Origin of the sequence: Streptomyces sp. NPDC002935 (assembly GCF_040611295.1) — a bacterium.
Taxonomy (GTDB): Bacteria; Actinomycetota; Actinomycetes; order Streptomycetales; family Streptomycetaceae; genus Streptomyces.
Genome location: NZ_JBEXNW010000047.1, coordinates 1 through 25,448 on the forward strand (window position 1 = coordinate 1; position 25,448 = coordinate 25,448).

Annotated in this window: 15 protein-coding genes; 11 read left to right on the top strand and 4 right to left on the bottom strand. The window is 73.2% G+C overall.

Annotated features, from left to right (window positions below; translation table 11 throughout):
• Both ABZX90_RS39170 and ABZX90_RS39175 read right to left on the bottom strand, forming a co-directional pair.
• Positions 1–1,064: serine/threonine-protein kinase (locus tag ABZX90_RS39170; protein ID WP_355213106.1), on the bottom strand; the 1,064-nt coding region annotated here is incomplete at its 3' end.
• Positions 1,065–1,169: 105 nt separating this feature from the next.
• Complete coding sequence (locus ABZX90_RS39175; RefSeq protein ID WP_351130839.1) at positions 1,170–2,879, bottom strand: serine/threonine-protein kinase; 1,710 nt, start codon at positions 2,877–2,879, stop codon at positions 1,170–1,172.
• 511 nt (positions 2,880–3,390) lie between these two features.
• On the opposite strand from ABZX90_RS39175, the gene ABZX90_RS39180 reads away from it, so the two are divergent.
• The 9 genes from ABZX90_RS39180 (at position 3,391) to ABZX90_RS39220 (ending at position 21,547) form a co-directional block, all read left to right on the top strand.
• Positions 3,391–7,341 (top strand): FHA domain-containing protein, encoded by a 3,951-nt coding sequence (locus ABZX90_RS39180; RefSeq protein ID WP_355213108.1) that lies wholly within the window; start codon positions 3,391–3,393, stop codon positions 7,339–7,341.
• Positions 7,342–7,758: 417 nt separating this feature from the next.
• On the top strand, positions 7,759–9,171 hold the full coding sequence (locus ABZX90_RS39185; RefSeq protein WP_355213110.1) for an extracellular solute-binding protein: 1,413 nt from the start codon (positions 7,759–7,761) through the stop codon (positions 9,169–9,171).
• A 7-nt stretch (positions 9,172–9,178) separates the two neighbouring features.
• Positions 9,179–10,519, top strand: a complete 1,341-nt coding sequence (locus ABZX90_RS39190) for a sugar ABC transporter permease (RefSeq protein WP_355213112.1) — start codon at positions 9,179–9,181, stop codon at positions 10,517–10,519.
• A complete protein-coding gene (locus ABZX90_RS39195) occupies positions 10,516–11,427 on the top strand; it encodes a carbohydrate ABC transporter permease (protein ID WP_351130833.1) in 912 nt (303 codons plus the stop codon). Before ABZX90_RS39190 ends, ABZX90_RS39195 begins: the two co-directional genes overlap by 4 nt.
• 151 nt (positions 11,428–11,578) lie before the next feature.
• Entirely contained in the window at positions 11,579–13,885 is a 2,307-nt protein-coding gene (locus tag ABZX90_RS39200; RefSeq protein WP_355213114.1) for a bifunctional glycosyltransferase family 2 protein/CDP-glycerol:glycerophosphate glycerophosphotransferase, read from the top strand.
• Between the two features lie 123 nt (positions 13,886–14,008).
• Entirely contained in the window at positions 14,009–16,168 is a 2,160-nt protein-coding gene (locus ABZX90_RS39205) for a CDP-glycerol glycerophosphotransferase family protein (protein ID WP_355213116.1), read from the top strand.
• A 1-nt stretch (position 16,169) separates the two neighbouring features.
• Positions 16,170–18,386: a CDP-glycerol glycerophosphotransferase family protein gene (locus tag ABZX90_RS39210; protein ID WP_355213118.1), complete on the top strand. Its 2,217-nt coding sequence runs from the start codon at positions 16,170–16,172 to the stop codon at positions 18,384–18,386.
• A gap of 134 nt (positions 18,387–18,520) precedes the next feature.
• Positions 18,521–19,774, top strand: a complete 1,254-nt coding sequence (locus ABZX90_RS39215) for a hypothetical protein (protein WP_355213156.1) — start codon at positions 18,521–18,523, stop codon at positions 19,772–19,774.
• Positions 19,775–19,858: 84 nt separating this feature from the next.
• The gene (locus tag ABZX90_RS39220) at positions 19,859–21,547 is read left to right on the top strand and encodes a hypothetical protein (RefSeq protein ID WP_355213120.1); all 1,689 of its coding nucleotides are present in this window, start codon (positions 19,859–19,861) and stop codon (positions 21,545–21,547) included.
• Here ABZX90_RS39220 and ABZX90_RS39225 read toward each other — a convergent pair.
• A complete protein-coding gene (locus tag ABZX90_RS39225) occupies positions 21,537–21,950 on the bottom strand; it encodes an organic hydroperoxide resistance protein (protein WP_261709466.1) in 414 nt (137 codons plus the stop codon). The genes ABZX90_RS39220 and ABZX90_RS39225 overlap by 11 nt on opposite strands.
• 124 nt (positions 21,951–22,074) lie before the next feature.
• Here ABZX90_RS39225 and ABZX90_RS39230 point away from each other — a divergent pair, with 124 nt between their 5' ends.
• Complete coding sequence (locus ABZX90_RS39230; RefSeq protein WP_355213122.1) at positions 22,075–22,572, top strand: MarR family transcriptional regulator; 498 nt, start codon at positions 22,075–22,077, stop codon at positions 22,570–22,572.
• Here ABZX90_RS39230 and ABZX90_RS39235 read toward each other — a convergent pair.
• On the bottom strand, positions 22,466–24,055 hold the full coding sequence (locus ABZX90_RS39235) for a glycosyltransferase family 39 protein (protein WP_355213158.1): 1,590 nt from the start codon (positions 24,053–24,055) through the stop codon (positions 22,466–22,468). The two genes, ABZX90_RS39230 and ABZX90_RS39235, sit on opposite strands and share 107 nt — an antisense overlap.
• 93 nt (positions 24,056–24,148) lie before the next feature.
• Between ABZX90_RS39235 and ABZX90_RS39240 the strand changes: the two genes are divergently transcribed.
• Positions 24,149–25,417, top strand: coding sequence for a glycosyltransferase 87 family protein (locus ABZX90_RS39240; RefSeq protein ID WP_355213124.1), 1,269 nt, complete (start codon positions 24,149–24,151; stop codon positions 25,415–25,417).
• Positions 25,418–25,448 lie beyond the last annotated feature (31 nt).

Below are 25,448 nucleotides of genomic sequence, written 5' to 3' on the forward strand. Positions count from 1 at the left end.
GGCGCCCCGCGCCGCGGGCGCGCCCCGGCCGTGCCGCGGGCCCCGCCGGCCAGCTCGTCGGGCGCCGGCACCCGCATCGAGGTGTGCGTGTCCCGGTTCGAGTCGGGCGCGGCCCCCGGCACGAGGGGGACGGCACCGCGCCGCGCCCGTGCCGCCGCGGGCGGCTCGGCGGTCTCCTCGTACTCCTCGTCCTCGTCCTCGGACTCCGCGTCCGGCGAGTCCACGTCCAGGGGCGGCATCCCGGCCAGCATCGGCAGCTGCTCCCGCAGCCGTGCCCCCAGCTCGGACGCCCGCAGCCGCGACGCGGGCGCCTTGGCCAGGCACTGCACGATGAGCTGCCACAGCTCGTCCGGGATGCCGGGGAGCGGGACCACGGTCTCCGTGACATGGCGGCGCAGGACCGCGCCGGGGTGTCCGCCCCCGAAGGGCGTGAACCCGGCGAGCAGCTCGTAGAGCACGGTCGCCAGCGCGTAGATGTCGACGGCGGCGCGCGGCGGCAGGCCCTCGATGATCTCGGGCGCCAGGTAGTCCGGCGTTCCGATGATCTTCGTGGCCCGGGTCCGGCGCGGCGAGTCGATGAGCTTGGCCACACCGAAGTCGGTCAGCAGGGCCGGGTGGGAGCCACCGGGGCCGAGCGGGCCCTGCATGTCGAGCAGGACGTTCTCGGGTTTCACGTCGCGGTGGACGACCCCGGCGGCGTGCGCGGCCGCGAGTCCGTCCGCGACGTCGGCGACGATCGCGACCGCGGCCTCGGGGGCGAGCCGCCGCTCCCGGTCCAGCCGGGTGCGCAGGTCGGTGCCCCGTACGAGGTCCATGACGAGGGCGAGGTCGTTGCCGTCCACCACCATGTCGCGCACCGCCACCACGTGGGGATGGTCCAGACCGAGCAGTGCGGTGCGCTCCTGGACGAAGCGCCCCACGAGCTCCTGGTCGGACGCCAGGTCCTCGCGCAGCAGCTTGATGGCGACGGGCCCCTCGGGTCCCTCGCCCAGCCACACCGTGCCGGCGCTCCCCCGCCCCAGGATCTGGTTCGCGGTGTACCGGCTGCCGATCTTGCGTGCCAAGACTGCTCCTACAGACGCGTGTTGCCGCTTAAAGTACGCGCCCGAGGAGCCAACCTTCACCGCCGAGACCGAAATCACCCGTCAGATATCGACAAATCCCCAGAGTCAGTTGCTCGGGGGGTTGTTTCCGCCGAGATCCTCGATCCATCCGCTGACCTGGTCGTAGTAGTGGGTCAGCTGACCCCAGAACGTCCGGCCCGAGCCGATCCAGTCCTGAAGGGGACTGAATTCCCAGACCAGCCAGGCGGCGACGAACAGGATGACGATCGTGAACAGGCACCCCTTGAGGCAGCCGAGCCCCGGGATCTTCATGGGGTTGGAGCTGCGCTGACGGGGCTCGCGCGGCTGACGCGGCGCGGGCTGCTGGGGCCGCTGCGGCTCGGGCGCGTACCGCTGCGGCTGGGGCTGCTGCTGGGGCGCGGGAGCGTAGCGCTGCGGCTGCTGGTGCTGCGGCGCGTACTGCTGCTGTTGCTGCTGCTGCGGGTATCCGTATCCGGGCGGCGGCTGCTGACCGCGCTGTGGACGCTGCTGCTGGGGCTGCTGGGGCTGCTGCTGCGGTCGGGCGACCTGCCGCTGGGGGCGGCGGCGCAGCGGGTCCTCGTTCGGGTCGAGGTACTGGACCTGCGTCTGTTCATTGCGGTCGCGGGCCGCGCGCATCTGGTTCTGCCAGGGGTGCGGGTCCTCGCCCTGGCCGGGCTGTCCGCCCGGCTGGTGCGGGGGCACCGGCGGCAGCACGGCGGTCGGGTCGGCCGCGCCGCGGTTCGGCAGCACGGCGGTGGGGTCGGCGGCGCCGGAAGTGTGCGGCAGCACGCTGGTCGCGCCGTACGGGTCGTAGGAGCCCGCGTTGTGGGGCAGCACCTGGGTGAAGTCGGCCGCGCCGGGCGTCTCCGGGACGGGCGCCGGGGCCGGGTCGGGGGCGAGCAGGGCGCCCACGCCCTCGGCGGCGGCGATCTGCGCGGCGTTCGCGTGCACGCCGACGCCCGCGGCGACGGCGCGCAGTGCGCGCGCGAGGTTCTCGGCGCTGGGCCGCTCGTCCGGGTTCTTGCGCAGGCAGCGCTCTATGACGGTCCACAGCGGGTCGGGGACGGTCGAGGGGCGGCGCGGTTCGGCGCTCAGGTGCTGGTGCAGCACCTCGAGGGCGGATCCGCCGCCGAACGGCGGGCGCCCGGTGACCAGCTCGTACATCAGGATGCCCGCGCCGTAGATGTCGACGGCGGACGTCTGCGGGCGCCCCTCGGCGGACTCCGGGGCGACGTACGCGGGCGTGCCCACGAATTCGTGGGTGCGCGTGAGGCCGGGGGAATCGGCGAGCCGGGCGATGCCGAAGTCGGTGAGCATCGGGTGCATCCCGCCGCCGTCCTGCTTGAGCAGGACGTTCGCGGGCTTCAGGTCGCGGTGCACCACGCCGTCGGCGTGGCTGGCGGCGAGCGCGTCGGCGACCTGGGCGGTCAGGAGGGAGGCGGCGACGGGCGAGAACGGCCCGTTCTCGCGCAGATAGCGGTGCAGGTCGGGCCCGTCGACCAGGTCCATGACGAGGGCGAGGAGATCGCCTTCGACGACGAGGTCGCGTACGCGCACGATGTTGGGGTGGGTCAGGCGCAGCAGCACCGACCGCTCGCGCAGGAACCGCATCACGATGTCCGCGTCGCTGGCGAGCTCTTCCTTCAGGACCTTGATCGCCACGGTCTCGCCGGGCTGACCGGCGACGGCCGCCTCCGCGCCCGCGGTCTCCCGCTGGCGGGCTCGCCAGACCGTGCCTGTGGCGCCGCGCCCCAGCGGCTCCTCAAGGAGGTACTTGCTCCCTACCGGCCGCACGTCATGCGCTCCCTGTTGCTTGCTTGCCTGGTCCGACCACCGTGATCACCGTGGTACAGGTGTTCCGACCCACTGTAGTGCCGCTCCAGCCGGCACCGGGCTGTCGTCCTCGTGTGCTTCCCCATAGGTCCCGTGCGCGTCTGTGGTCCGCATAAGCGCTTACGTACGCACCCCCGTCCGTGTTCGACGGAAAGGCGCCGGATGACGCTCGTTCATGCTCGTTCACGCTCGACAGAAAGACGCTCACTCCGGTCACTTGGTTGCCGCGGGCCGGGCGTGACCGATCTCAAGCGGACACCGGGCGGGCCATGGTCAGGCACTTTTACGGGCAGAGCCGACCAATCAAGATCACTTACGGGTGGGGGGCGGGCGTGTTGTCGGTGGCAGGTGCGAGGATGCCTCCAGTACTGGCCGACGTGCCCGTGCGCGGTGGGGGAAATCTGCGGTGGGGGACCGCAGCGCAGCCTCGTCCTCGTCGCGGACACCTGCGCGGAAGGGACCCCTGACGGCGATGCAGATCCGGCTGACCGTCGTAGACCCGCTGGGCCCGCCCTCGGAGCCGCGGGGGCGAGCCACCGCCTGCGATGTGCTGGTCACCGCGCCCGCCGGGACGGCGCTGGCCGCGGTCGCGTCGGGGCTGGCCTCGGCTGTCGGCGGGAGCGGGGGCACCTCCCAGGGCGAGCGGGGCCGTGAGCCCGGCGGAGGCCAGATCGTGCTCTACGCGGGCGCGGAGCGGCTCGACGCCCAGCGCTGCACACTCGGCGAACCGCCCCTGACCGACGGCGCCGTGCTCGGCCTGGGCGCACCCGCCGAGCCCGGTCCCGACCTGGACGACGTCTCCGCCCAGCTCCACGTGGTCGCGGGACCCGACGCTGGTGGCGTCCACCTGCTGCACGGCGGCCAGATCCACATCGGCCGCTCCGCGGACGCCGACGTGCCGCTGGACGACCCCGACGTGTCCCGCCTGCACTGCGCGGTCACCGTCACCCCCGAGGGCCGCGTCTCGGTCGCCGACATCGGCTCCACGAACGGCACGACACTCGACGGCTCGCGCGTCGGCAGCCGCCCGGTCCGCCTCACCGAGGGCGCGCTGCTGCGTGTCGGCGAGTCCGCCCTGCGGCTCGCCCCTCCGGGTGGCCCGGGCACCGTGGAGACGGCGCCGGACGGCGAGGGCCATGTACGGGTGGCGGCCGGAAGCGCCGACGACGGGACCTCCGGAGCCGCCCGGCCCGGCACCCCCGCGGGCGCCGGCACCACCGCCCGGCCGGACACGGCCTCCACGGCACCGGGCGGTTCCTCCCCGGCGGACTCGCGGGGCAGGTCCGACACCGAGCCGGGTGCGCCCTCGTCCGGGCCGCCGAGTGCGTCGCCGGGTGTGCCGCAGCCGCGCGGGGCCGTGCCCCACGCGCGCGGGGAGAGCGCCTCCCTCGCGCAGGGCGGCGCCCTCCCGCCCGTGGGCGAGACACATCACGCTTACGGGACCGCGGAGTGGGGGGCCTCCGGTGGCGGCGTCCCCGGGGCGCTGGAGCACGGACGGGCGGTGCCCCCGGCCGTGCCGGAGCAGGGCGGGGCACCCCGGATCGAGAGCAGGCCGCGCGGCAGGACGGCGGAGGGCGGCGGTTTCGCCCCCGGCGCGTCCGCGCGCGCGGACGCCCGCCCGGGCGGGCCCGCGGGAGCTTCCGGAGGACGGGCCGGGACGGAGGCCGCGGCCGAGGAGCCCTTCGGCACCGGGGCCGCCGACGCGTCCGTCGCCCTCGGCCCGGTCGTCCCGGGTGCGCGCAAAGGCACGCCGACGCGAGGCACGGACATCCCGCCGGGGGTACGCAGGCGGGGCGGTATAGGAGCCTGGGCCCGGCGTCTGGCCGGCGGCCGCGGAGGACCGGCGGGCACCGAGCAGGAGACGTACGACGACGGAGCCGTCGCGGTCGAGGACCTCCTTCCCGCCGTAGAGCGGTCGCCCGAGAGCTGGCCGGACCCGGCGACCCTGCTGCTCACCGCGCTGGGGCCGGGTCCCCGGCTGTGGGAGCGGGGCCCGGGACACCCCGAGGCGCTGACGGTGCGCCTCGGCACGGCCGACCGGGCCGCGCCGGACGGCTCGGGTCTGCTCCCCGCGGTGCCGGTGACCGCCGGGCTGCTGGAGGCCGGCTCACTGGGCCTGGCCGGACCGCGGGCGCGTCTCGCGGGGCTGGCCCGCGCGGTCGTCGCACAGCTCGCCGCCCTGCACTCCCCCGACACCCTGGAAATCGTCCTCATCAGCGCGGACCGCAGCCGCACGGTGGAGGAGCGCAGCGCCGAGTGGTCCTGGCTCGGCTGGCTCCCGCATCTGCGCCCGGCCCACGGCCAGGACTGCCGTCTCCTTCTCGCGTACGACCGCGAACAGGCGGCGGCGCGTACCGACGAACTCCTGCGCCGCCTGGAGGACCATCTGGCGGAGGGCGCACCGGGGGGCCGGGGCCCGCTGTCCACCGGCACCGGCGCGACCGTTCCGGCCGCCCGGACCGGGACGCACGACTACGGCGGGAGCGTCGGCCCGGCCGGCGCCGACGGCCCGCGGGGTGCGGTGCGGCGGCCTTCCTGGGCGCGGGCCGAGGGCCCCGACAACGGCGGTGCCGGTTACGACGGTCCGTTCACGGTGGTCGTCGTGGACGGGGACCCCGGAGGCGCCGACGTACGGGAGGCCGTGGTGCGCCTCGCGCAGGAGGGCTCGCGGGCCGGAATCCATCTGGTGTGCCTCGCCGAGACCGCGGCGGCGTCGCCCGCGTCGCCGGTGACGGAGACGTACGAAGCGGCCTGCGAGGCGTCGCCCGCGTTCCGCGCGTGCGGAGCGGTGGCGCTGCTCAGCGGGGACGTGGCCACCGCACTGCGGTTGATGCGGGTGGCACCGGGCGGGACCGGCGAGCGCGTCCCGGAGGGCGCGCCGCACGCCGGGGACCGGCGCGGCGGACCCGACCGCACCGGACCGGGAGCCGCCGGACCCTCGCACACCGGATCAGCGCGCTCCGGACCCGCGCATGCGGGGCCGTCGCACTCCGGTCCCCGGCACGACGGATCCACCCACAAAGGCATCCCCCACCCCGGAGCCGGAAGGGGAACCGGCGCCCTCGCTGACGCCGCCGCGCCGCGCGCGGGCCGTACGTCCTCCGGCACCGCGGGACAGCTGCCGCGCGGCCCCGTGGGACATGGCACCGTCGCCGCCGTGGACGCCGTGTCGGTCGCCTGGGCCGAGCGGTTCGCCCGGGCCCTCGCGCCGCTGCGGACGGACGCGGCGCACGGGGACCGGCACACGCGCGTGTCCGCACCCCTGCCTCAAGCGGCACGGCTGCTCGACGAGTTGGGGCTGGCACGGGCCACCCCTGCGTCCCTGATGGCGCGTTGGGCGGACGCCGCGGACGACACCGAGGCGCTCGGCGGACGGGCCCGGGCCGTGCTCGGCGCGGGCCCGCGCGGCCCCGTCGCCGTCGACCTGCCCGTCGAGGGCCCGCACCTGCTGATCGAGGGCCCCCCGGGCAGCGGCCGTACGGAACTGCTGCGCTCGGTGACCGCGTCCCTCGCCGCCGCCGAGCGGCCCGACCGGCTCGGGATCGTCCTGATGGACGGACGCGACGGCACGGGAGGCCATGGCGCGGGCAGCGGCGGGGAGGGGCTTCAGGTCTGTACGGACCTGCCGCACGTCACCACGCACCTCACGGCCAACGACCCCGTGCGGATGCGGGAGTTCGCCCAGTCGCTGAGCGCCGAGCTGAAGCGGCGGTCCGAGCTGCTGGGCCGGCTCGGCTTCGCGGAGTGGCACGCCGGGCGGGCGGCGTCCGGCCGGATCGTGGCCCAGCGCTCGGCCGGCCCGTCCTCGACCGGGACCTCGTCCCTGGGCGCCGCGGATCTCGACACCCCGCCGAGCTCGACACTGCGGCTGCGGCCGGCCGCCGCACGGCAGCGGACCGAGCCGGGGCCGCCGCTGGCCCGCCTGGTCGTGGTGGTCGACGACCTGGACGCCCTGCTGTCACCGCCGTTGGGGTCCCCGGGGCGCCCGGCGGCCGGTTCGGTCGTACGGGCACTGGAGGCCGTCGCCCGCGAAGGGGACCGTCTCGGGGTGCACCTCGTGGCGGCGGCCGGTGTCGGCGGCCGTACGGCGGGGTCGGAACTGGCGCGTTCCGCCACGTTGCGCGTCACCCTCGAAACGCCGTCGCCCGGCCCGGAGGAGCCCGCTCCCGGGCGGGGCCGGCTACTCCGACCGGACGGCCGGGAGACGCCCTTCCAGGGCGGGCGGGTCACGGGGCGCATTCCCCGTACGGCCACGCTCCGCCCGACGGTCGTCCCCCTGGAGTGGCACCGCATGGGCGACCCGCCGGCCCGCCGCCCGGTCCGCGAGCTGGGCAACGGACCCACGGACCTGGCCCTGCTGGCCAGTGCGCTGGAGCGTGCCGCGCGTTCCGTCTCCGCGGTCGAAGTGCCCTCCCTGTTGTAGCCCGCCCGCCGCGGGGCTCGTCCGGGGCCCCGCGGCGGCGCCGACACGGGGCCGGCACCACGCGGAGCACCGGCGGCACGGCTCGGCGCGGCACGACAACGCGCGTGCTGCCGGGGGCCGGCTTCACCGCCTGGCTCCACGACCCGGCACTGCGGTCCCCTGGCACCGTCACGCGGCTCGGCGCGACCGGTGGCCGGGCGGTTCCGTGGCCGTCGCGCGGCCCGGGCGCCCTCCGGCCGACGCCTCCGGCCGACCCCTTCGGCACCCTCCGGTTTCCATGACCGCACGTCACGACCCAATCACGATCGCCCACTTGACAGCACCGGCGGTCTTGCCGCCCCTCAGTGACCAGGCGTAGACCGGAGCGATCGGGACACTCGCTTTGACGTTCGACGAAGAACGAAGAACGGGGCAGTGATGCGCAGCAATCCTCGTACACGCAGGTCGCTCAATCGCTCCACACACCGATCCCGCAGAGCCGCACAAGCCGCCGCGGCCGCCGTCGTCGCAGGTGCGCTCACCCTCACCGCGTGCGGCGGCAACGGCGACAAGGACAAGGGAAACGACAACGGCAAGGGCACGGAGAGCAGCGGCACCGGCTCGGGCTCCGTCACCCTCCCCAAGCTCGACGGCGCCACCCTGGAAGTCGCCGCCGTGTGGACCGGGGCGGAACAGGCCAACTTCAAGAAGGTGCTGGCGGAGTTCGAGAAGCGCACGGGCGCGAAGGTCACCTTCGTACCGGCGCAGGACCCGATCATCAACTTCCTCGGCTCGAAGATCGCGGGCGGTGCGCCGCCGGACGTCGCGCTGCTCCCCCAGGTCGGCGCGATCAAGCAGGCCGTCGAGAAGAAGTGGGCCAAGCCCGTCGGCACGGACGCGCAGGCGCAGTTGACGAAGAACTACGCGCAGGGCTGGCAGGACCTCGGCAAGGTCGACGGCAAGCAGTACGCCGTCTACTTCAAGGCGGCCAACAAGTCGCTGGTCTGGTACAACACCAAGGTCTTCGAGAACGCGGGGGCCCAGGAGCCCAAGACCTGGAAGGAGTTCCTCACCGCCGCGCAGACGATCTACGACTCCGGTGTCACGCCCGTCTCGGTGGGTGGCGCCGACGGCTGGACGCTCACCGACTGGTTCGAGAACATCTATCTCTCCCAGGCGGGACCGGAGAAGTACGACCAGCTCGCCCAGCACAAGATCAAGTGGACGGACGCGTCCGTGAAGGACGCGCTGACCACGCTCGCCCAGGTGTGGGGCAACAAGAACTTCATCGCGGGCGGCGCGGACGGCGCGCTCCAGACGGAGTTCCCGGCGTCCGTGACGCAGACGTTCACCGGCGGTGACCAGCCGAAGGCGGGCATGGTCTTCGAGGGCGACTTCGTGGGCGTCAACATCGCGGAGACCAAGGCGAAGATCGGCACGGACGCGAAGGTGTTCCCGTTCCCCGCCGTGGGTGACAAGGCGCCCGTGGTGAGCGGCGGCGACGCGGCCGTGCTGCTCAAGGAGTCCAAGGCGGGCCAGGCGCTGCTGACCTTCCTCGCCTCGCCCGAGGCGGCGACGATCTGGGCGAAGCTCGGCGGCTATCTCTCCCCCAACAAGAACGTGGCCGACTCCGCCTATCCGAACGCCGTCCAGCAGTCCATGGCCAAGGCGCTGATCGCGGCCGGCGACGACTTCCGCTTCGACATGTCCGACCAGGCCCCGCAGGCCTTCGGCGGAACGCCCGGCAAGGGCGAGTGGAAGGACCTGCAGGACTTCCTGAAGAACCCGAAGAACGTGGCGGGGACGCAGGCGAAGCTCGAGTCGGACGCCGCAGCGGCCTACAAGGGCTGATCCGGCGATGACGTCGGCAACGGCCGGAGGCACCGCACCGGTGCCTCCGGCCCGTACACGCAAGAGCGTGACCGGCACCCGCAGAACCGTGGTGGCGCTTTTCCTGCTGCCCGCCCTGGTGCTGCTCGGCGCGCTCGTGGTCTATCCGATCGGGTACTCGGTCGTCCGCAGCTTCTACGACCAGTCGGGCGACGGGTTCGCCGGAATCGACAACTACAAGGCACTGTTCACCGACGACGGCATCCGTGGCGCCCTCAAGAACAACATCATCTGGGTGGTGTTCGCCCCGACGGTCGCGACCGCGCTGGGGCTGGTCTTCGCGGTGCTCACCGAACGGGTGCGCTGGGGAACGGCGTTCAAGCTGGTCGTCTTCATGCCGATGGCGATCTCGATGCTCGCGGCGGGCATCATCTTCCGGCTGGTGTACGACCAGGACCCGGACAAGGGCGTCGCGAACGCGGTGTGGGTGGGGGTGCACGACACCTTCGCCCAGTCGTCGGCGTTCCCGAAGGCCCACCCGGGCCGGCAGTCGCCCCTGGAGGCCGAGAAGGGCGGCTTCATCAGCCGGCAGGCCGTGCACACCGGGCAGTCCGTCACCGTCCCGCTCGTCGGCGTCGCCCCGGACCAGATGCCGGACAGCGCCAAGAAGGCTGTCCAGGCCGCGTCCGAGCCCGGCAGGGTCACCGGCACGGCATGGCAGGACTTCACCCGCGGCAAGGGCGTCGGCAGGCTCGGCCGGGTGGACCCGGGCGAGCTGGGCTACTCCGGGATGAAGATCGAGGCGGTCAGGGACGGCAAGGTCGTCGACTCGGCGAAGGTCGGCGACGACGGCACGTTCACGCTCTCGGACAAGGCGGACGGAGCCCGGCTGCGGCTCCCGGCGAGCAACTTCAAGGAGCCGTACAACGGCCTCGACTGGCTCGGCCCGTCCCTGGTCACCCCCGCCATCATCGGCTCGTACGTCTGGATGTGGGCGGGCTTCGCGATGGTGCTGATCGCGGCGGGGCTCGCGGGGGTGCCGCGCGAGCTGCTCGAGGCGGCCCGGGTCGACGGGGCGAACGAGTGGCAGGTGTTCCGCAGGGTCACGGTGCCGCTGCTCGCGCCGGTGCTCGCGGTGGTCGCCGTGACCCTGATGATCAACGTGCTGAAGGTCTTCGACCTGGTCTTCATCATCGCGCCGGGCTCCTCCCAGGACGACGCGAACGTGCTGGCCCTGGAGCTGTACCGCAAGGGCTTCTCGGAGGACCAGCCGGGCATCGCGAGCGCCATCGCGGTGTTCCTGCTCCTGCTCGTGATCCCGGTGATGCTCTTCAATGTGCGCAGGCTGCGGCGGGAGGTGCGGCGATGACCACGCATGCCGGACGTCTGACGAAGACGGCACCCGCCACGGCGGTGAACAGGGCCAGGCCCTCGCTCGGTTCGCGGATCGCGAGCGGTGTCAGCGGTGGCGTCGTCCGCGTATTCCTGCTGCTCGTCGGCCTGTTCTGGCTGGTGCCGACGATCGGGCTGCTGCTGTCCTCGCTGCGCAAACCGGAGGACATGAGCGCGAGCGGCTGGTGGAAGGTCTTCAGCGCTCCCTCGCAGCTCACGGTGGACAGCTACCAGAAGCTCCTGGAGAACAGCGACATCACCGACTCGCTGCTCAACACGGCGCTGATCACGGTCCCGGCGACCGTCCTGGTCGTCGTCATCGGCTCGCTCGCGGGCTACGCCTTCGCCTGGATGGAGTTCCCGGGCCGCGACTGGTGGTTCCTCGGTGTGGTCGGGCTGCTGGTCGTGCCGGTGCAGGTGGCGCTGATCCCGATCGCCGAACTCTTCGGGAAGATCGGCATCTTCGGGTCGGTCATCGGCGTGGTCCTCTTCCACGTCGGATACGGGCTGCCCTTCGCGGTGTTCCTGCTGCGGAACTTCTTCGCGGAGATCCCGAGGGAGCTTCTGGAGGCGGCCCGGCTGGACGGCGCGGGTGAACTGCGCCTGTTCGTCAGGGTCGTGATGCCGCTCGGCGGTCCCGCGATCGCCTCGCTGGGGATCTTCCAGTTCCTGTGGGTGTGGAACGACATGCTGGTCGCGCTGGTGTTCTCCGACTCGGGCAGCCAGCCCATCACGGTCGCGCTCCAGACGCAGGTACGCCAGTTCGGCAACAACATCGATGTGCTGGCGCCTGGCGCGTTCATCTCGATGGTGATCCCGCTGGCCGTGTTCTTCGCGTTCCAGCGGCAGTTCGTCTCCGGAGTGATGGCGGGCGCCGTCAAATAGGGGCGTCACAGGAGTGCTTGAGGGGCGGGCCGGACACCGGTTCGCCCCTCGCCGTTCACCAGAGATCCCCCGTATGCCACATCTGGCGTAACCAAGTCACCCCTTCGGCCGTTCCCGGGCAGGTATGCCCGCGCCGACCCATGGATGTCCGTTGCCCAGGTTCAGTGTCATCGTCCCCGCGTACAAGGTTCAGGCGTACCTGCACGAGTGCCTCGAATCCGTTCTCGAACAGTCCTACCCGGATCTCGAACTCATCGCGGTCGACGACTGCTCGCCCGACGCCTGCGGGGCGATCATCGACGAGTTCGCGGCCCGCGACGCCCGGGTCCTGCCCGTGCACCTTCCGGAGAACGTGGGGCTGGGCCGCGCCCGCAACGCGGGTCTCGAACGCGCCACCGGCGACTACCTGATCTTCCTGGACAGCGACGACAGCCTCACCCCGGACGCGCTGCACGCGATCGCCGACCGGCTGAAGGAGACCGGCGAACCGGACGTCCTGGTCTACGACTACGCGCGCACCTACTGGTCGGGCGAGGCCGTACGGAACCAGGCCTCGGCGCAGCTGACCGAGGAGGGCCCGGCGCCGTTCCGGCTCGACGAGCGGCCCGGACTGCTCCGACTGCTGATGGTGGTGTGGAACAAGGCGTACCGCCGGGAGTTCGTCGAGCGCGCGGACCTCACCTTCCCTCCCGGGTACTACGAGGACACGCCCTGGACCTATCCGGCGCTGATGTCCGCCGAGACGATCGCCACCCTCGACCGGGTCTGCGTGCACTACCGCCAGCGGCGGCACGGCAGCATCCTCGGCACCAGCAGCCGAAAGCACTTCGACGTCTTCGAGCAGTACGACCGGGTGTTCGCGCATGTCGACGCGCACCCGGAGCTGGACCGGTGGCGCCCGGTGCTGTTCCGGCGCATGATCGACCACTTCTCCACGGTGTTCGTGAAACGGGGCCGGCTGCCGCGCGCCGCGCGCGCCGAGTTCCTGCGCAAGGCCCGTGCGCACTACCGCCGTTACCGCGTTCCGGGCGCACCCGCCGGCCTCCGCACCCGGCTGCGGCACACGCTGGTCGGGCTCGGCACGCATCGCACGTACCGCCTGCTCTCCTTCCTGTCGCGGACCCGGAAGAGAGTCGTGCGGCTGATCACCGGGCTGCTGCGCGCGGCGCGCGGGGCCGCGCTCCAGTTCCACTACCGCGTGCAGCTCCGTCTCCCGCTGCGCGCCGACCGTGCCGTCTTCTCCAGCTACTGGGGCCGGGGCCACGGCTGCAACCCGGGTGCCCTGGAGTCCGCGTTCCGCACCTTCGCGCCGCATGTCCGCACGGAGTGGATCGCGCATCTCGAACACCACCACACGATCCCGGCCTCGACGCGCCGGCTGCGTCCCGGCACGGCCGGGTACTGGACGGCGCTCGCCCGATCCAAGTACCTGGTGAACAACGTCAACTTCGACCGGCGGCTGGTGAAGCGGCCGGGCCAGATCATGATCCAGACGCAGCACGGAACACCGCTCAAGCGCATGGGTCTCGACCTCCAGGACCGCCCGGCCGCCGCGCGCGGCACCGACTTCGCCGAGCTGCTGCGCAGCGCCGACAAGTGGGACTACTGCCTGTCCGCCAACCGCCACTCCACCCTGGTCTGGGAGCGCGTCTTCCCCTCCTCGTACACCACGCTGGAGTACGGGCTGCCGCGCAACGACGTGTTCCAGCAGGCGACTTCGGCGGACGTGACCCGGCTGCGCGAGTCCCTCGGCATCCCCCGGGGCGCGATCGCCGTGCTGTACGCGCCGACCTACCGCGACTACCGGCGCACCCAGCTCGGCAGCCTGGACCTGGAGCGCGTCCTGCGCCGGCTGGGTCCGCGTTTCGTGGTGCTGACCCGTGCCCATCACGTGTACGGGGCGCCGCTCACGGACTGTGCGGACGGCCGGCTCATCGACGTGTCCGGCCATCCGAGCGTCGAGGCGCTGTGCCTCGCCTCCGACGCGCTGGTCACCGACTACTCGTCCCTGATGTTCGACTACGCGGTCCTGGACCGGCCGATCGTCGTCCACGCCGACGACTGGGAGGCGTACGAGGCGGCCCGCGGCACCTACTTCGACCTGCGCGCCTTCCCGCCGGGCGCGGTCGCGCGCGGCGAGGACGAGCTGATCGACATCTTCGCGACCGGGCACTGGCGCGGCTCGCGCTCGTCGCAGCTGCGGGCCGCGTTCCGCGAGCGGTTCTGTCCCTACGACGACGGGCGCGCGGGCGAGCGTGTCGTACGGCGTGTGGTGCTCGGCGAGACAGCCGGTCTGCCGCCGTTCCTCCCGTTCGACGAGCGCCACCCGGTCCCCTCGGCCGCTGCGGCCCTCCGTCGCGTTCCGGGCTCCGCCCCGCCGGAGGGGACCTTGTCCGCCACACCGCTCGCGACCGTTCCCGCTCCGGGTGGCGCCGTTCCCCTGACCGAGACCCTCTGAACCGGAGTCCGCGTGCCCTCCAGCCCTTCGCGGCCCACGCCCACCCGGCCCACCACCTGGCGGCCGACCGGGCGCCCCGGGCGATGAATCCCCCGTTCGGCGCCCCTTGAGAGAAAGAACAGAATGCCCCGCTTCAGCGTCATCGTGCCCACCTTCGGAGTCGCCGGGCGACTGGCCCGCGCGCTGGACTCGGTCCTGACCCAGTCCTTCGGCGACGTCGAGCTGATCCCCGTCTGCGACGCGCCGGACTCCCCGGCTGCGGCGGTCGCCGCCGCGTACGCCGCGCGGGATCCCAGGGTGGCCCCGGTCCATTCGCCGCCGTCGGGCGGGCTGAGCGCGGCGCGCAACGCCGGGATCGCGGCGGCGACCGGCGCGTATCTGCTCTTCCTCGACGGCGACGACGACCTGGCGCCGGGTGCGCTGGCCGCCCTGGACGCGGGAATCCCGGCCGGTGTGGACGTCCTCTACTTCGGGCATCAGCGGGTGCACTGGTGGGAGGGCGAGTCGACCACACCTCCGCTGGACAAGGCTCCGGAGGTGCTCGGCGTGCACGTCCCGGCGTGGAGCGCCGCGTACCGCCGCGGCTTCCTGGCGGAACACGAACTCGCCTTCCCCGAAGGGCATTTCACGGACGCGGGCTGGGGCGGCCTGGTGACGGTGGCTGCCGAGCGCTCGGCCTTGCTGCGCACGGTCTGCGTACGGCATCACCTGCGCCGCCAGGGCAGCCGGCTCAACGCGCCGGGCGAGCACCATGTCGAACTCCTCGACCAGGTCGAGCGGGTCCTCGTCCGGGTGGCGGAACGGACCGTGCCGGCGGCCCGGTCGAAGGCGCTGTTCGGTCAGCTCTTCTCCCTGGTCCTGAAGACGGCGGCCCACCCCGCCAGGGTGCCCGCGCGCCGCCGCCGCGCCTTCTTCCGCCGGGCGGGCAAGCTCTACCGGCGCCACCGCCCGGCCGGGTTCCGGGTTCCGGCGGGCAGTCTCGGCGTGCAGCACCGGCTGCTCGCCGCCGGCGCCTACAGCGCGTTCCGTGCGCTGCGCGGCGCGAACCGGGCCGCCACCGGGGTCCTCCGGCGGGTGCCGCGGCCGAGGATGCTGCGCACCCGCGCGCTCTACGCCGCCCAGCTCCGCCGCCCTCTCGACGAGAACCTCGCGGTGTACTGCGCGTACTGGGGCCGCGGTTACGCCTGCAACCCGGCCGCGATCCACGCCAAGGCCCGCGAACTCGCCCCGCACATCCGCTCGGTGTTCCTGGTCGAGCCGGACGCGGTGGACGCGGTGCCGAAGGACGTCGAGCACGCGGTGATCGGCAGCCGGCGCGCCTGGGAGGTGCTGGCCCGCGCCAAGTACCTCGTCAACAACGCCAACTTCGCGGACGGGGTGGTCAAACGCCCCGGCAGTGTGCACGTCCAGACCCAGCACGGCACGCCGCTCAAGAAGATGGGCGTAGACCAGTCGACGTATCCGGTGGTGGCCGCGGCGAGCGGCAGCTTCACCAAGTTGCTGTCCAGGGTGGACCGCTGGGACTACAACCTCTCCTCCAACCGGCACTCCACCCAGATGTGGGAGCGGGCCTTCCCGGGCGGTTACGAGGCGCTGGAGTACGGCTATCCGCGCAACGACGTCTACTGCACGGCGACCGCCGAGGACGTGGTCCGGGTCCGCGAACGGCTCGGGGTGCCCGAGGGCAAGACGGCGCTGCTGTACGCGCCCACGCACCGCGACTACAGCACCGGCTTCGAGGCCCGGCTCGATCTGGAGGCCTTCTGCGAGGAGATCGGCGAGGAGTTCGTCGTCCTGCTGCGCGCCCACTACTTCTACGACGAGGGCCGCGGGCGGAGCGGCGGCCGGATCATCGACGTGACCGGGCACCGTTCCTCCGAGGACGTCTGTCTGGCCGCCGACGCGCTGATCACGGACTACTCGTCGATCATGTTCGACTACGCCAACCTCGACCGCCCGATCGTCGTGTACGCGGACGACTGGGAGGTGTACCGGGAGACGCGGGGCGTCTACTTCGACGTACTGGAGGAGCCGCCGGGCCCGGTGGCGCGCACCCCTCGGGAGCTGGCCGAGGTGTTCACCGAAGGCTCCTACGCGGACCGGGACGCCACGGCCCTGCGCGCCCGGTTCCGTGAGCGTTTCTGCCAGTTCGACGACGGCAGGGCCGCCGAGCGGGTCGTCCGCAGGGTTCTGCTGGGCGAACCCCCCGAGGCGATCCCGCCCGTCCTGCCGCTCGCCGAACGCGTCCCGGCTCCCGCCGCGTCCACCCTCGTAAGGAGCTGACGTGCCCCGCTTCAGCATCATCGTCCCCGTCTTCAAGGTGCAGGGCTTTCTGCGCGAGTGTCTCGACTCGGTCCTGGAGCAGTCGTACACGGACATCGAGGTCATCGCCGTCGACGACTGCTCCCCGGACGGCTGCGGCGCGATCCTCGACGGCTACGCGGCCCGCGACCCGCGGGTCCGGGTGCTGCACCTGCCGGAGAACGTGGGGCTCGGACGCGCCCGCAACGCCGGAATGCCGCTCGCCACCGGGGACTACCTCTTCTTCCTCGACAGCGACGACACGCTCACGCCGGGCGCGCTGCGCGCCGTCGCGGACCGCCTGGAGGAGACCGCCGACCCGGATGTGCTGGTCTTCGACTACGCGCGCACCTACTGGTGGGGCGGCACCCGCAGGAACGTGCTCGCGCGGGTGCTCGCGGAGGCCGGCGCCGGCACCTTCTCGGCGGCCGACCACCCGGAGATCCTCGACCTGCTGATGGTGGTGTGGAACAAGGTCTACCGCCGCGCGTTCGTGGAGCGGGAGGCCTTCGCCTTCCCGCCCGGGTACTACGAGGACACCCCCTGGACGTTCCCGGTGATGCTCAGCGCGGAGCGGATCGCGACGCTGGACCGGATCTGTCTGGCCTACCGCCAGCGCCGCCAGGGCAACATCCTGTCCACCACCAGCCGCAAGCACTTCGACATCCACGACCAGTACGAGCGGGTCTTCGCGTTCGTCGGCTCCCGCCCGGAGCTGTCGAGCTGGCGGCCGTATCTGCACCACAAGATGGGCGAGCACTGCCTCGACATCCTGTCCAAGAAGGACCGGCTGCCGGAGGAGGACAAGGCCGAGTTCTTCCGGCTGACGGCCGCGCTCTTCCGCAAGCACAAGAGGGGTCCCGTTCCCTCCGAACTGCGCGTCCTGGAAGGCGGCTTCACCCGCTACCGGATGCGGCGGCAGGCGGGCCGAGCGGGCCGGGAGCTCGGCCGGCGCGGGCAGCAGGTGCGCCGGGCGGCCGCCGCGCGGGTCGGGCGCGGCTGGTCCGCGGTGCACGAACACCGGCCGCTGGACCCGCACTTGGCGGTGTACTCCGCGTTCTCGCACCGGGGGGTCCTCGGTGATCCCGCAGCGGTGTACACCGCGGCCCGGGAACTCGCCCCGCACCTGCGCGGGGTGTGGGTGGTGCGGGACGAGGAGCAGGCGGCACTGCTGCCGCCGGAGACCGAGCACGTCCTGCTCGACTCGCCGCGCTACCGCCGGATCACCGCGCGGGCCACGTACTTCGTGAACAACGTCAACTGGGCCGGCTCGCTGGTCAAGCGCCCCGGCACCGTCCACATCCACACCCACCAGGGCACTCCGCTGAAGTTCATGGCCGCGGACCTGCTGCACAAGCCGGGCGCCCGGCACGGAATCGACGTGCCGCAGATGCTGCGCCGCGCCGACCGCTGGGACTACAGCCTGGTCGCCAACCGGCACTCGGAGCTGGTCTGGGACCGCGCCTACCCCTGCCACTTCACCTCGCTGCGCACCGGCAGTCCGCGCAACGACGTCCTCGTGCGGGCCCGCCCCGAGGACGGGGCCGGGGCGGCGGTCCGTGCCCGTCTCGGCGTCCCGGCCGGGAACCGGGTGGTGCTGTACGCGCCGACGCGCCGCGACTATGTCCGCGGCGGCCATGTCGACCGTCTCGACCTGGCCCGGTTCGCGGACGATCTCGGCGGGGACCACACCCTCGTCGTACGGCTGCATCCCTCGCTCGTGGACGGTCCGGCGCGCGGAATGGGTCTGGCCGAGCTGCACCGGCGCGGTGTCGTGGTCGACGCGACCGACGAACCGTGTGTCGAGGATCTGATGCTCGCCTCCGACGCCCTGGTCACCGACTACTCGGCCCTCATGTTCGACTACGCCAACCTGGACCGGCCGATCGTGCTGCTCGCCGACGACTGGGGCGCGTACGCGGCGAGCCGGGGCGCCTACTTCGACATCACGGCCGACGCGCCGGGCCATGTGGCGGGCACCCAGCGGGAGTTGGCGTGGCTGTTCGCGTCGGGGTCCTGGCGGGACGGCGAGTCGGCGCGGCTGCGGGCCGGATTCCGGGCACGGTTCTGCGAGTTCGACGACGGCCGGGCCGCCGAGCGGGTGGTGCGGACGCTGATGCTCGGCGAGAAGGCCGAGGGGCCGGCCCCGGTCGTCCCGGTCCCCGCTCAGGCGGGACACGACGTCCTCGCGTCCTCATGAGCGGCTCCGTGAACGGCCCCGTGAACAGCCCCGTGAACACGCCTGCGAAGGGCCCCGTGAGCGCCCCCGTGACCGCGCCTCCCCTCCTGGCCCGGGCGCGGGCCCTGCGGACACCGCGTTCCGTTCGCGCCCGGGTGATCCTGATCGCCGCCGTCTTCGCCGTCCTCCAGCTCGCCAACGTCACCGGCCGGGACACACCCGACACCAAGAACTACCTGTCGTACGCGCTGAGTCTGCGCGGCGAGAACAAGCACGAGGCCGCCGCTCGGACGATCGACTACGCCTGCGCGGGAAGGGCGTCCGTCGCACGGCGCAACCAGGCCGTCGACGTCGTGCGCTTCCACCGCGCGAGTCCGACGCGGCGGGTCGTGGCGGAGTGCCGACGCGACCAGTGGCGGGGAGTGTCCGCGCGGCTCGCGGCCGGGGAGACGGCCGGACACACCGTGCCGTTCATGCCGCCCCGCTTCATGCGGATCTTCGAGGTGCGGCCGGGATATCCGGTGCTGCTGGTCCCGTTCATCTCGGTGCTGGGGGTGACGTGGGGCCTGTGGGCGTCGAGCGTGTTCGTCACCGTGGCCGGGGGCGTCCTCGTCTTCCTCCTGCTGCGCACCCTGCGCGCCTCCACCGGCGCGGCTCTGGCCGGGCAGGCGCTCTTCCTCGTCCTGCCGTGCGGGACGACGGCGATGCGCCCGATGACCGAGGGCCTGCTGCTGACCGTGACGCTGGCGGCGTTGTGGGGCTGCGCGCTGGTGCTGGAGGGCCGTGCGCGGGCCGGGACCTGGCTGGTCGGCGGCTCCCTGGCGGTCCTCTTCACCGTGAAGCACTCGCAGGCGCTCTTCCTCGGGCTGTGCCTGGCCGGTGTCTGCGCGGTGCTCCTGGTGCGGCGGCGCCGGTGGGACGGGCCGCTGCGGACGCTCGGGGTGGTGGCGGGCTGTGGGGCGCTGGCCACCGTGCTGCTCGCGAAGGCGCTGCGCTACCCGTCCGAGTCGGAGAGCCTTCAGGACCTGCTCACCGGGCATTTCGCGCGCCCCGACCGCGCCCGGCCGTGGTCGGAGTTCCTCCATCTGGAGGTCGCCTTCTGGGTGGAGTGGGTGCGCCGCCAGTTCTGGGAGCCACTGTTCCTGACGGCCCTGGTGGCGGCCGGGTGGGGGGTGCTGCGGCGGCGTCCCGCCTTCGCCGGGTTCCTGCTGGCGGCGGCGGGCACCGGAGTGCTCAACCAGGCCGGGCACCCCGACATCAACATCTGGGGCGACCGGCTGATCGTGCTGCTGTGGCTGCTGCCGGCGGTGGGCCTTCCGCTGCTCCTCGACGAGGTCGTCCGGCCGGGCGCGGCTCTCGGCGGCACCGTTCCCGGGCCGTCGCGGAGGGACACCGAGGTCGCTCGATGAGGTGATCTTGGGCTACGTCCTTGATCACGGCGGGCATATACGGCAAATGCCGGAAACCGCTGAGCCCGTCTCCCCCACCGCCCGATGAGCGCCGAAGTCCTCGCACGGCGCGGGGCCGTCCGCGGTGCGACCGCGCTGCGCGGCGGGAGCGCCTGGCGTCCGACGCCGTACCAGTTCTTCGGCGCCCTGTTCTGGCTGGTGATGACGCTCGCCTACTGGCGGATCCCGCTGTGCTGCGACGCGGGACAGCACGCGGCGGTCGTCGAGCGCCTGCGGGCGAACCTGCTGCGTCCACTGCACCCGACGGCGGATCTGCCGGGTGCGGGCAGTCCGTACTACTCGCCGTACGCGGTGGCGCAGGGCGCCTTCGCCCGGCTGACCGGTCTCGGCGGCTGGGTGGTGGTGCGGCTGTCCGGCCCCGTCAACCTGCTGGTGCTACTGACCGGCGTCGGCCGCTTCGTGCGGGTGCTGACACCCCGTCCCTGGGCGCCGGTCCTCTGCCTGTTCGCGATGGTGCTGCTGTGGGGCACCGAGCGGGCCTGGTGGAGCGGCTACCTCGGGCTGATGTCGATGACCGGCAACCTCGGCTATCCCTCGACGTTCGCCATCGGGCTGGCCTTCTGGGCCTGGGCGTTCACGGCCGCGCGCGCGGCGGGCACCGGCGGCCCCGTCCGGTACGTGGGCCCGAGCGGCCTCAGGAGCTGGTGGGGGTACGGGGCCCTCGGCGCCCTGTACGGACTGATCCTGCTCGTGCATCCGATCACGTCGATCGCGGCGGTGCTCGGCGCGGTGGCGTTCGTGGCGGGCGGGCAGCGCGGATGGCGGCCGGCCGTGGCGGCCCGGTGGCTGCTGACCGGCGCGGTGGCGCTCCTCGTCGCGTCCTGCTGGCCGTACTTCGACGTCTTCGGGCTGACCGGGGACCGCAGTGTGGACGCCATGCACGAGCGGCTCTACGACGGGATGCCCGGACACTTCTGGCTGGCGCTGACCGGGGTGCCCGCACTGTGGCTGCGGGTCCGGCGCGCCCGGCGGCGCGGGGGGCACGGGTGGCGCGATCCCCTGGTGCTGATGTTCGCGCTGGAGTGCGCGGTGGTGGCGTACGGCCGGGTGAGCGGGCACTACACGTACGGCAGGATCCTGGGGCTCACGCTGGTGCCGCTCCAGTTCGCGCTCGGGGTGGAGCTGGCGGCGCCGCGGCCTTGGGGTCCGGGGCGGCGGCTGCTGGGCGGGACCGCCGCCGCCTGCGCCCTGGTCGGGTTCCTCACCGTGCAGGCCGGGGCGGTGGTGCCGCGCTCGCTCGACCCGGTCGGCTTCGACCAGCCGCCGCGCTGGCCCACCTACGACTGGGCGGCGCGGCACATCCGGCCCGGCGAGGCGGTCATCACGGACGGGTACTACTCCGTCCACCTGATCGCGGGCTACGGCCCGGACCTCGCGGCGCCCGCCTGGCCCGACCCCGCCCTCGACGAGGGCGAGCGGCTGCGGCGGCTCGCGGCGGTCCGCGGCTATCTCGACCCGGCCTCGACCCGGGCCGAACGCACCGCCGTCGCCCGCCGGTACCACGTCCGCTGGCTGCTGCTGACGCGCTGGCGGCGGGTGCCCGAGGAGGCGACGGTGGTGGCGTGGAGCCGGGAGACCGGGGAGGTGCTGGCCCGGGTCGGCACGGGGGCCGGCCCGGTCATGGACGAGCGTGCCGGTACCGGCCCCCGCACCGGCACCGGCACGACGACCGGTGCGGGAGCAGCCGGTTCCGGGGTCCGCCCTACTCGATGACGAGCTCGACGGGGATGTTGCCGCGGGTGGCGTTGGAGTAGGGGCAGACCTGGTGGGCCTGCTCGACCAGCTTGCGGCCGGTGGCCTCGTCCACGGTGTCGGGCAGCTCGACGCGGAGCGTGACGGCCAGGCCGAAGCCCTCGCCCTGCTTGCCGATGCCGACCTCGCCGGTCACGGCGGCCTGGGTGACGTCGACCTTCGCGGCACGGCCGACCAGGCCGAGGGCGCTCGCGAAACAGGCGGCGTAGCCGGCGGCGAAGAGCTGCTCGGGGTTGGTGCCCTGGCCACTGCCGCCCATCTCCACCGGGATGCCCAGCTGGAGGTCGAGCGTGCCGTCGGAGCTGACGGCGCGGCCCTCGCGGCCGTGGGTGGCGGTGGCGACAGCGGTGTAGAGCGCGTCCATGGGGACCATCCCTCTCAAGTCGAAATCCTGGCGGGGGCTGCCGGTCCGGCGCCCCACGACCAGAATTAGAGCACACAATTAAGTTGTGCACAACTTAATTGCCTGCAAGAGCTATCCTGGGGGCATGACCGCAACACCCGCCCCGAGCCCCCAGGCCCCGCCCGACGGGGACTTCCTCCGCCTCGACGAGCAGATCTGCTTCTCGCTGAACGCCGCCTCGCGCGCCTTCGGCGGCGTCTACCGGGTCCTCCTCAAGGACCTCGGACTCACCTACCCGCAGTACCTGGTGATGCTGGTGCTGTGGGAGCACGGCGAACTGCCCGTCAAGAAGGTCGGCGAGCATCTGCGGCTCGACTCGGGAACGCTGTCGCCGCTGCTGAAGCGGCTTGAGGCGGCGGGGCTCGTCCTGCGGGAGCGCAGCGCGCGGGACGAGCGGTCCGTGACGGTGCGGCTCACCGCGGAGGGGGCCGCGCTCCGGGAGCGCGCGCTTTCCGTACCGCGCCGGATCGCGGCCGCTACCGGCGCGGACCTGGAGGAGATCCGAGAGCTCCGGGCCCGGCTCGACCGGCTGACGGCCGCGCTGGACGAGGCTGCGCTGTCGGATTCCCCGGGATGTATGTAGGCCTGCGCACATAGAGGCGCAGCGTCACACCCCTGCGTACGACCTGCTCCCGGGGCACGAACTCCTCGTCGACCACGGCCAGCTTGACGCGCTCGGTCGGGTTGCCCGGGTACCAGGCCCGGGCCGTCGCGAAGGGCTCGGCGACCAGCCACACATGGTCGAGCCGGTCCAGCCTCCGGCGCAGTTCGCCGGGGTTCGCCTCCCGGCCGTACAGCGTTCCGGAGGCGGGCGCCGGGACGCTCAGGGCGACGTCGCGGACGCCGCGGAAGCCCTGCGGGTACGCCAGCGCCGCGCGCCGCGCGAGCGACGGCAGGAACAGCACCGGTTCGCCGGGGCGCACTTCCCGGTGGGCCAGGGCGGAGACGGCCGCCAGGTTGTCGGGGCGGCGGTCGGGGACGCGGTCCCGGCGCAGCAGCGGGAGCTGGACGGCGAAGACGAGGGTCACGGCGAGGACGCCGGTGAGCACCACGTGGGGCAGCGGCCGCGCCAGCCTCGTCACCAGGCGGTCGGCTCCGGCGGCCGCGAGCAGCGGGGCCCCGGCGAGGGCGTACAGCACATATCGCTCGTCGTAGAGCGGCGACCAGCGCGACACCGCCAGCAGCACCGCCGGCGGCACGGCCACCAGGGGCAGGGCGACGGCCGGGAGCGAGAGCGCGCCACGCCGGGTCCGCGCCGGGCCGTCCGCGAGGGCGGCCAGGACCAGGTACGGCACGATCACGAGCCGGGCCGGGCCGGTGAACAGCCCGAGCAGGCGCCGCACGCTGCCGAGGCCGGGCCGTTGCAGCCAGGCGACCTGTGCGGACTGACCCCGGGAGACCAGGACCAGGGGCGCCAGCACCAGGGCCACGGCCACGGCGGCGGCGATCCAGGCCCGCCACACCCGCGCCGGTACCCGTGCGAGCGCCAGTGTCGTCGCGTGGGCGAGGAGCAGGAGCAGGGCCATCTCGTGCAGCAGACAGGTGACGGCGACCGTCGCTCCGTACGCGCACCAGGGTCCCGGCCGGGTCGACCGTGCGGCCCGCACCAGCAGCAGGGTCGCTCCCGCCGCGCCGGCCGCGACGAGCGCGTAGGAGCGGCCCTCCTGGGCGAAGTGGCCGGTCATGGGCGTGACGGCGTACAGCAGTCCCGCCCACAGGCCGACGCGCGGGCGGCACAGGCGGACCCCGAGGGCTGCCACGAACCCGGCGGTCGCGGCGGCTCCGCAGACGGAGGGCAGGCGCAGGGCGACCTCGCCGGGATACGGGGCGAGGACGGGGTGCATGAGGAGGTAGTAGAGGCCGTGCACGGCGTCCACGGAGTGCAGCAGATGCCAGATCTGGGGCACCGAGCGCCGCGCGACCTGGAAGGTCACCGCCTCGTCGCGCCACATGCCGCCGCGGTCGAGCCCCCAGAGCCCGATCGCCAGCATGACGAGCACGGGCAGGAGAACGGCCACCGCCTCCGGACGCCCTGCCGCCGACCGCCTCACCCACGCATGCACCATGGGCACGATTTTTTGCTATTAAACAACCTTTGATCGGTATTGACGGCGTATCGGACGGTATGACCCATCCATGCGGCTTACGATCCGGGCTTGATGAGCGTCCTCAGGAACCACCGCCCGCTTACCCTCGCCGTCGCCTGGCTCGCCAGCCGCGCCCTGATGCTGTGGCTTCTCGCCCACGACCACCTCGCCCCGCTGGGCGGCGGCGGGGTGTCCCGCGAGGTCGGCCATCTGTACTTCCGCTGGTACGGCGTCCTGTCCGAGGGCGCGTTCCCGGTGGGCGACCGGCTGTGGCAGTACCCGCCGGGCGCCGGCCCGGTGCTGCTGGCGCCCGCGCTGCTGCCGTCGCTGACGTACTTCACCGCGTTCGTGACGCTCACGCTCGTCGCCGACGCGGTGATCGCCGTCGCCCTCACGCGCGCGGGACGGCGGCCCGGCAGCAGTCTGCGCGGCGCCCGCCTGTGGGTCCTGGGCCTGCCTCTCCTGCTGCACATCCCGCTCGCCCGGTACGACGTGCAGGTCACCGCCTTCGCCGTCATCTCCCTGCTGACGCTTTCGCGCTCCACGCGCGCGTGCGGCGCGTTCGCCGCGATGGGGGCCCTGGTGAAGGTGTGGCCCGCGCTGGCGCTGATCGGCACACCCCGGGGCCGCACCACCCGGGAGGTCCGGACCTCGGCGGCCATCACCGCGGCCGCGCTGCTCGCCGTCCTCGCGACGGTCTTCAGCGGCTCGTTCGACTTCCTGCGCCAGCAGAGCGGCCGGGGCGTGCAGATCGAGTCCCTCGGCGGCACCGTACTGGGCTTCGCGCACCGCGCCGGATGGCCGGGCAGGGTCCGCTACCAGTACGGCGCGATGGAGTTCGTCGGACCGTACGTCAGCTCGGTCGCGGCCTGCTCACTCGCCCTGACGGTCGCCGCGTTCGGGCTCCTGCTGCTGTGGCGGGTGCGGGCACGGCGCTGGACGGCGGCCACCCCGTACGACGCGGCGCTCACCGCCGTCCTGCTGTTCACCGTGACGAGCCGGGTGATCAGCCCCCAGTACATGGTGTGGCTGCTGGGCCTCGCCGCCGTCTGCCTGACCTCGCGGCACACCACACAACGCCCGGTCGCCGCGCTGATCGTGGCGGCGACCGCGGTCAGCTCGGCCGTGTACCCGGGGCTGTACGGCGAGGTCGTGCACAGCACCTGGACGGGCTGCGTGCTGATGCTCGTACGCAACGGCCTGCTGGCGGCGGCGGCGATCGTGTCGTTCGTACGGCTGTGGCGGTCGGGCCTGCCCACGACCGCCCCGCACCGCACCAGGCCGGACCGGCCCGCGCGGAGCCCACACCGGATTCCCGCCGCACTCCGAACAAGACAGTGAGCAACTCTTAACGGAGAATTACCCGAAATAC

Coding starts and splice junctions, on each gene's coding strand:
- ABZX90_RS39180 (WP_355213108.1), top strand. CDS start 3,391: ATGCAGATCCGGCTGACCGTCGTAGACCCGCTGGGCCCGCCCTCGGAG.
- ABZX90_RS39185 (WP_355213110.1), top strand. CDS start 7,759: ATGCGCAGCAATCCTCGTACACGCAGGTCGCTCAATCGCTCCACACAC.
- ABZX90_RS39190 (WP_355213112.1), top strand. CDS start 9,179: ATGACGTCGGCAACGGCCGGAGGCACCGCACCGGTGCCTCCGGCCCGT.
- ABZX90_RS39195 (WP_351130833.1), top strand. CDS start 10,516: ATGACCACGCATGCCGGACGTCTGACGAAGACGGCACCCGCCACGGCG.
- ABZX90_RS39205 (WP_355213116.1), top strand. CDS start 14,009: ATGCCCCGCTTCAGCGTCATCGTGCCCACCTTCGGAGTCGCCGGGCGA.
- ABZX90_RS39220 (WP_355213120.1), top strand. CDS start 19,859: ATGAGCGCCGAAGTCCTCGCACGGCGCGGGGCCGTCCGCGGTGCGACC.
- ABZX90_RS39225 (WP_261709466.1), bottom strand. CDS start 21,950: ATGGACGCGCTCTACACCGCTGTCGCCACCGCCACCCACGGCCGCGAG.
- ABZX90_RS39230 (WP_355213122.1), top strand. CDS start 22,075: ATGACCGCAACACCCGCCCCGAGCCCCCAGGCCCCGCCCGACGGGGAC.
- ABZX90_RS39235 (WP_355213158.1), bottom strand. CDS start 24,055: ATGGTGCATGCGTGGGTGAGGCGGTCGGCGGCAGGGCGTCCGGAGGCG.
- ABZX90_RS39240 (WP_355213124.1), top strand. CDS start 24,149: ATGAGCGTCCTCAGGAACCACCGCCCGCTTACCCTCGCCGTCGCCTGG.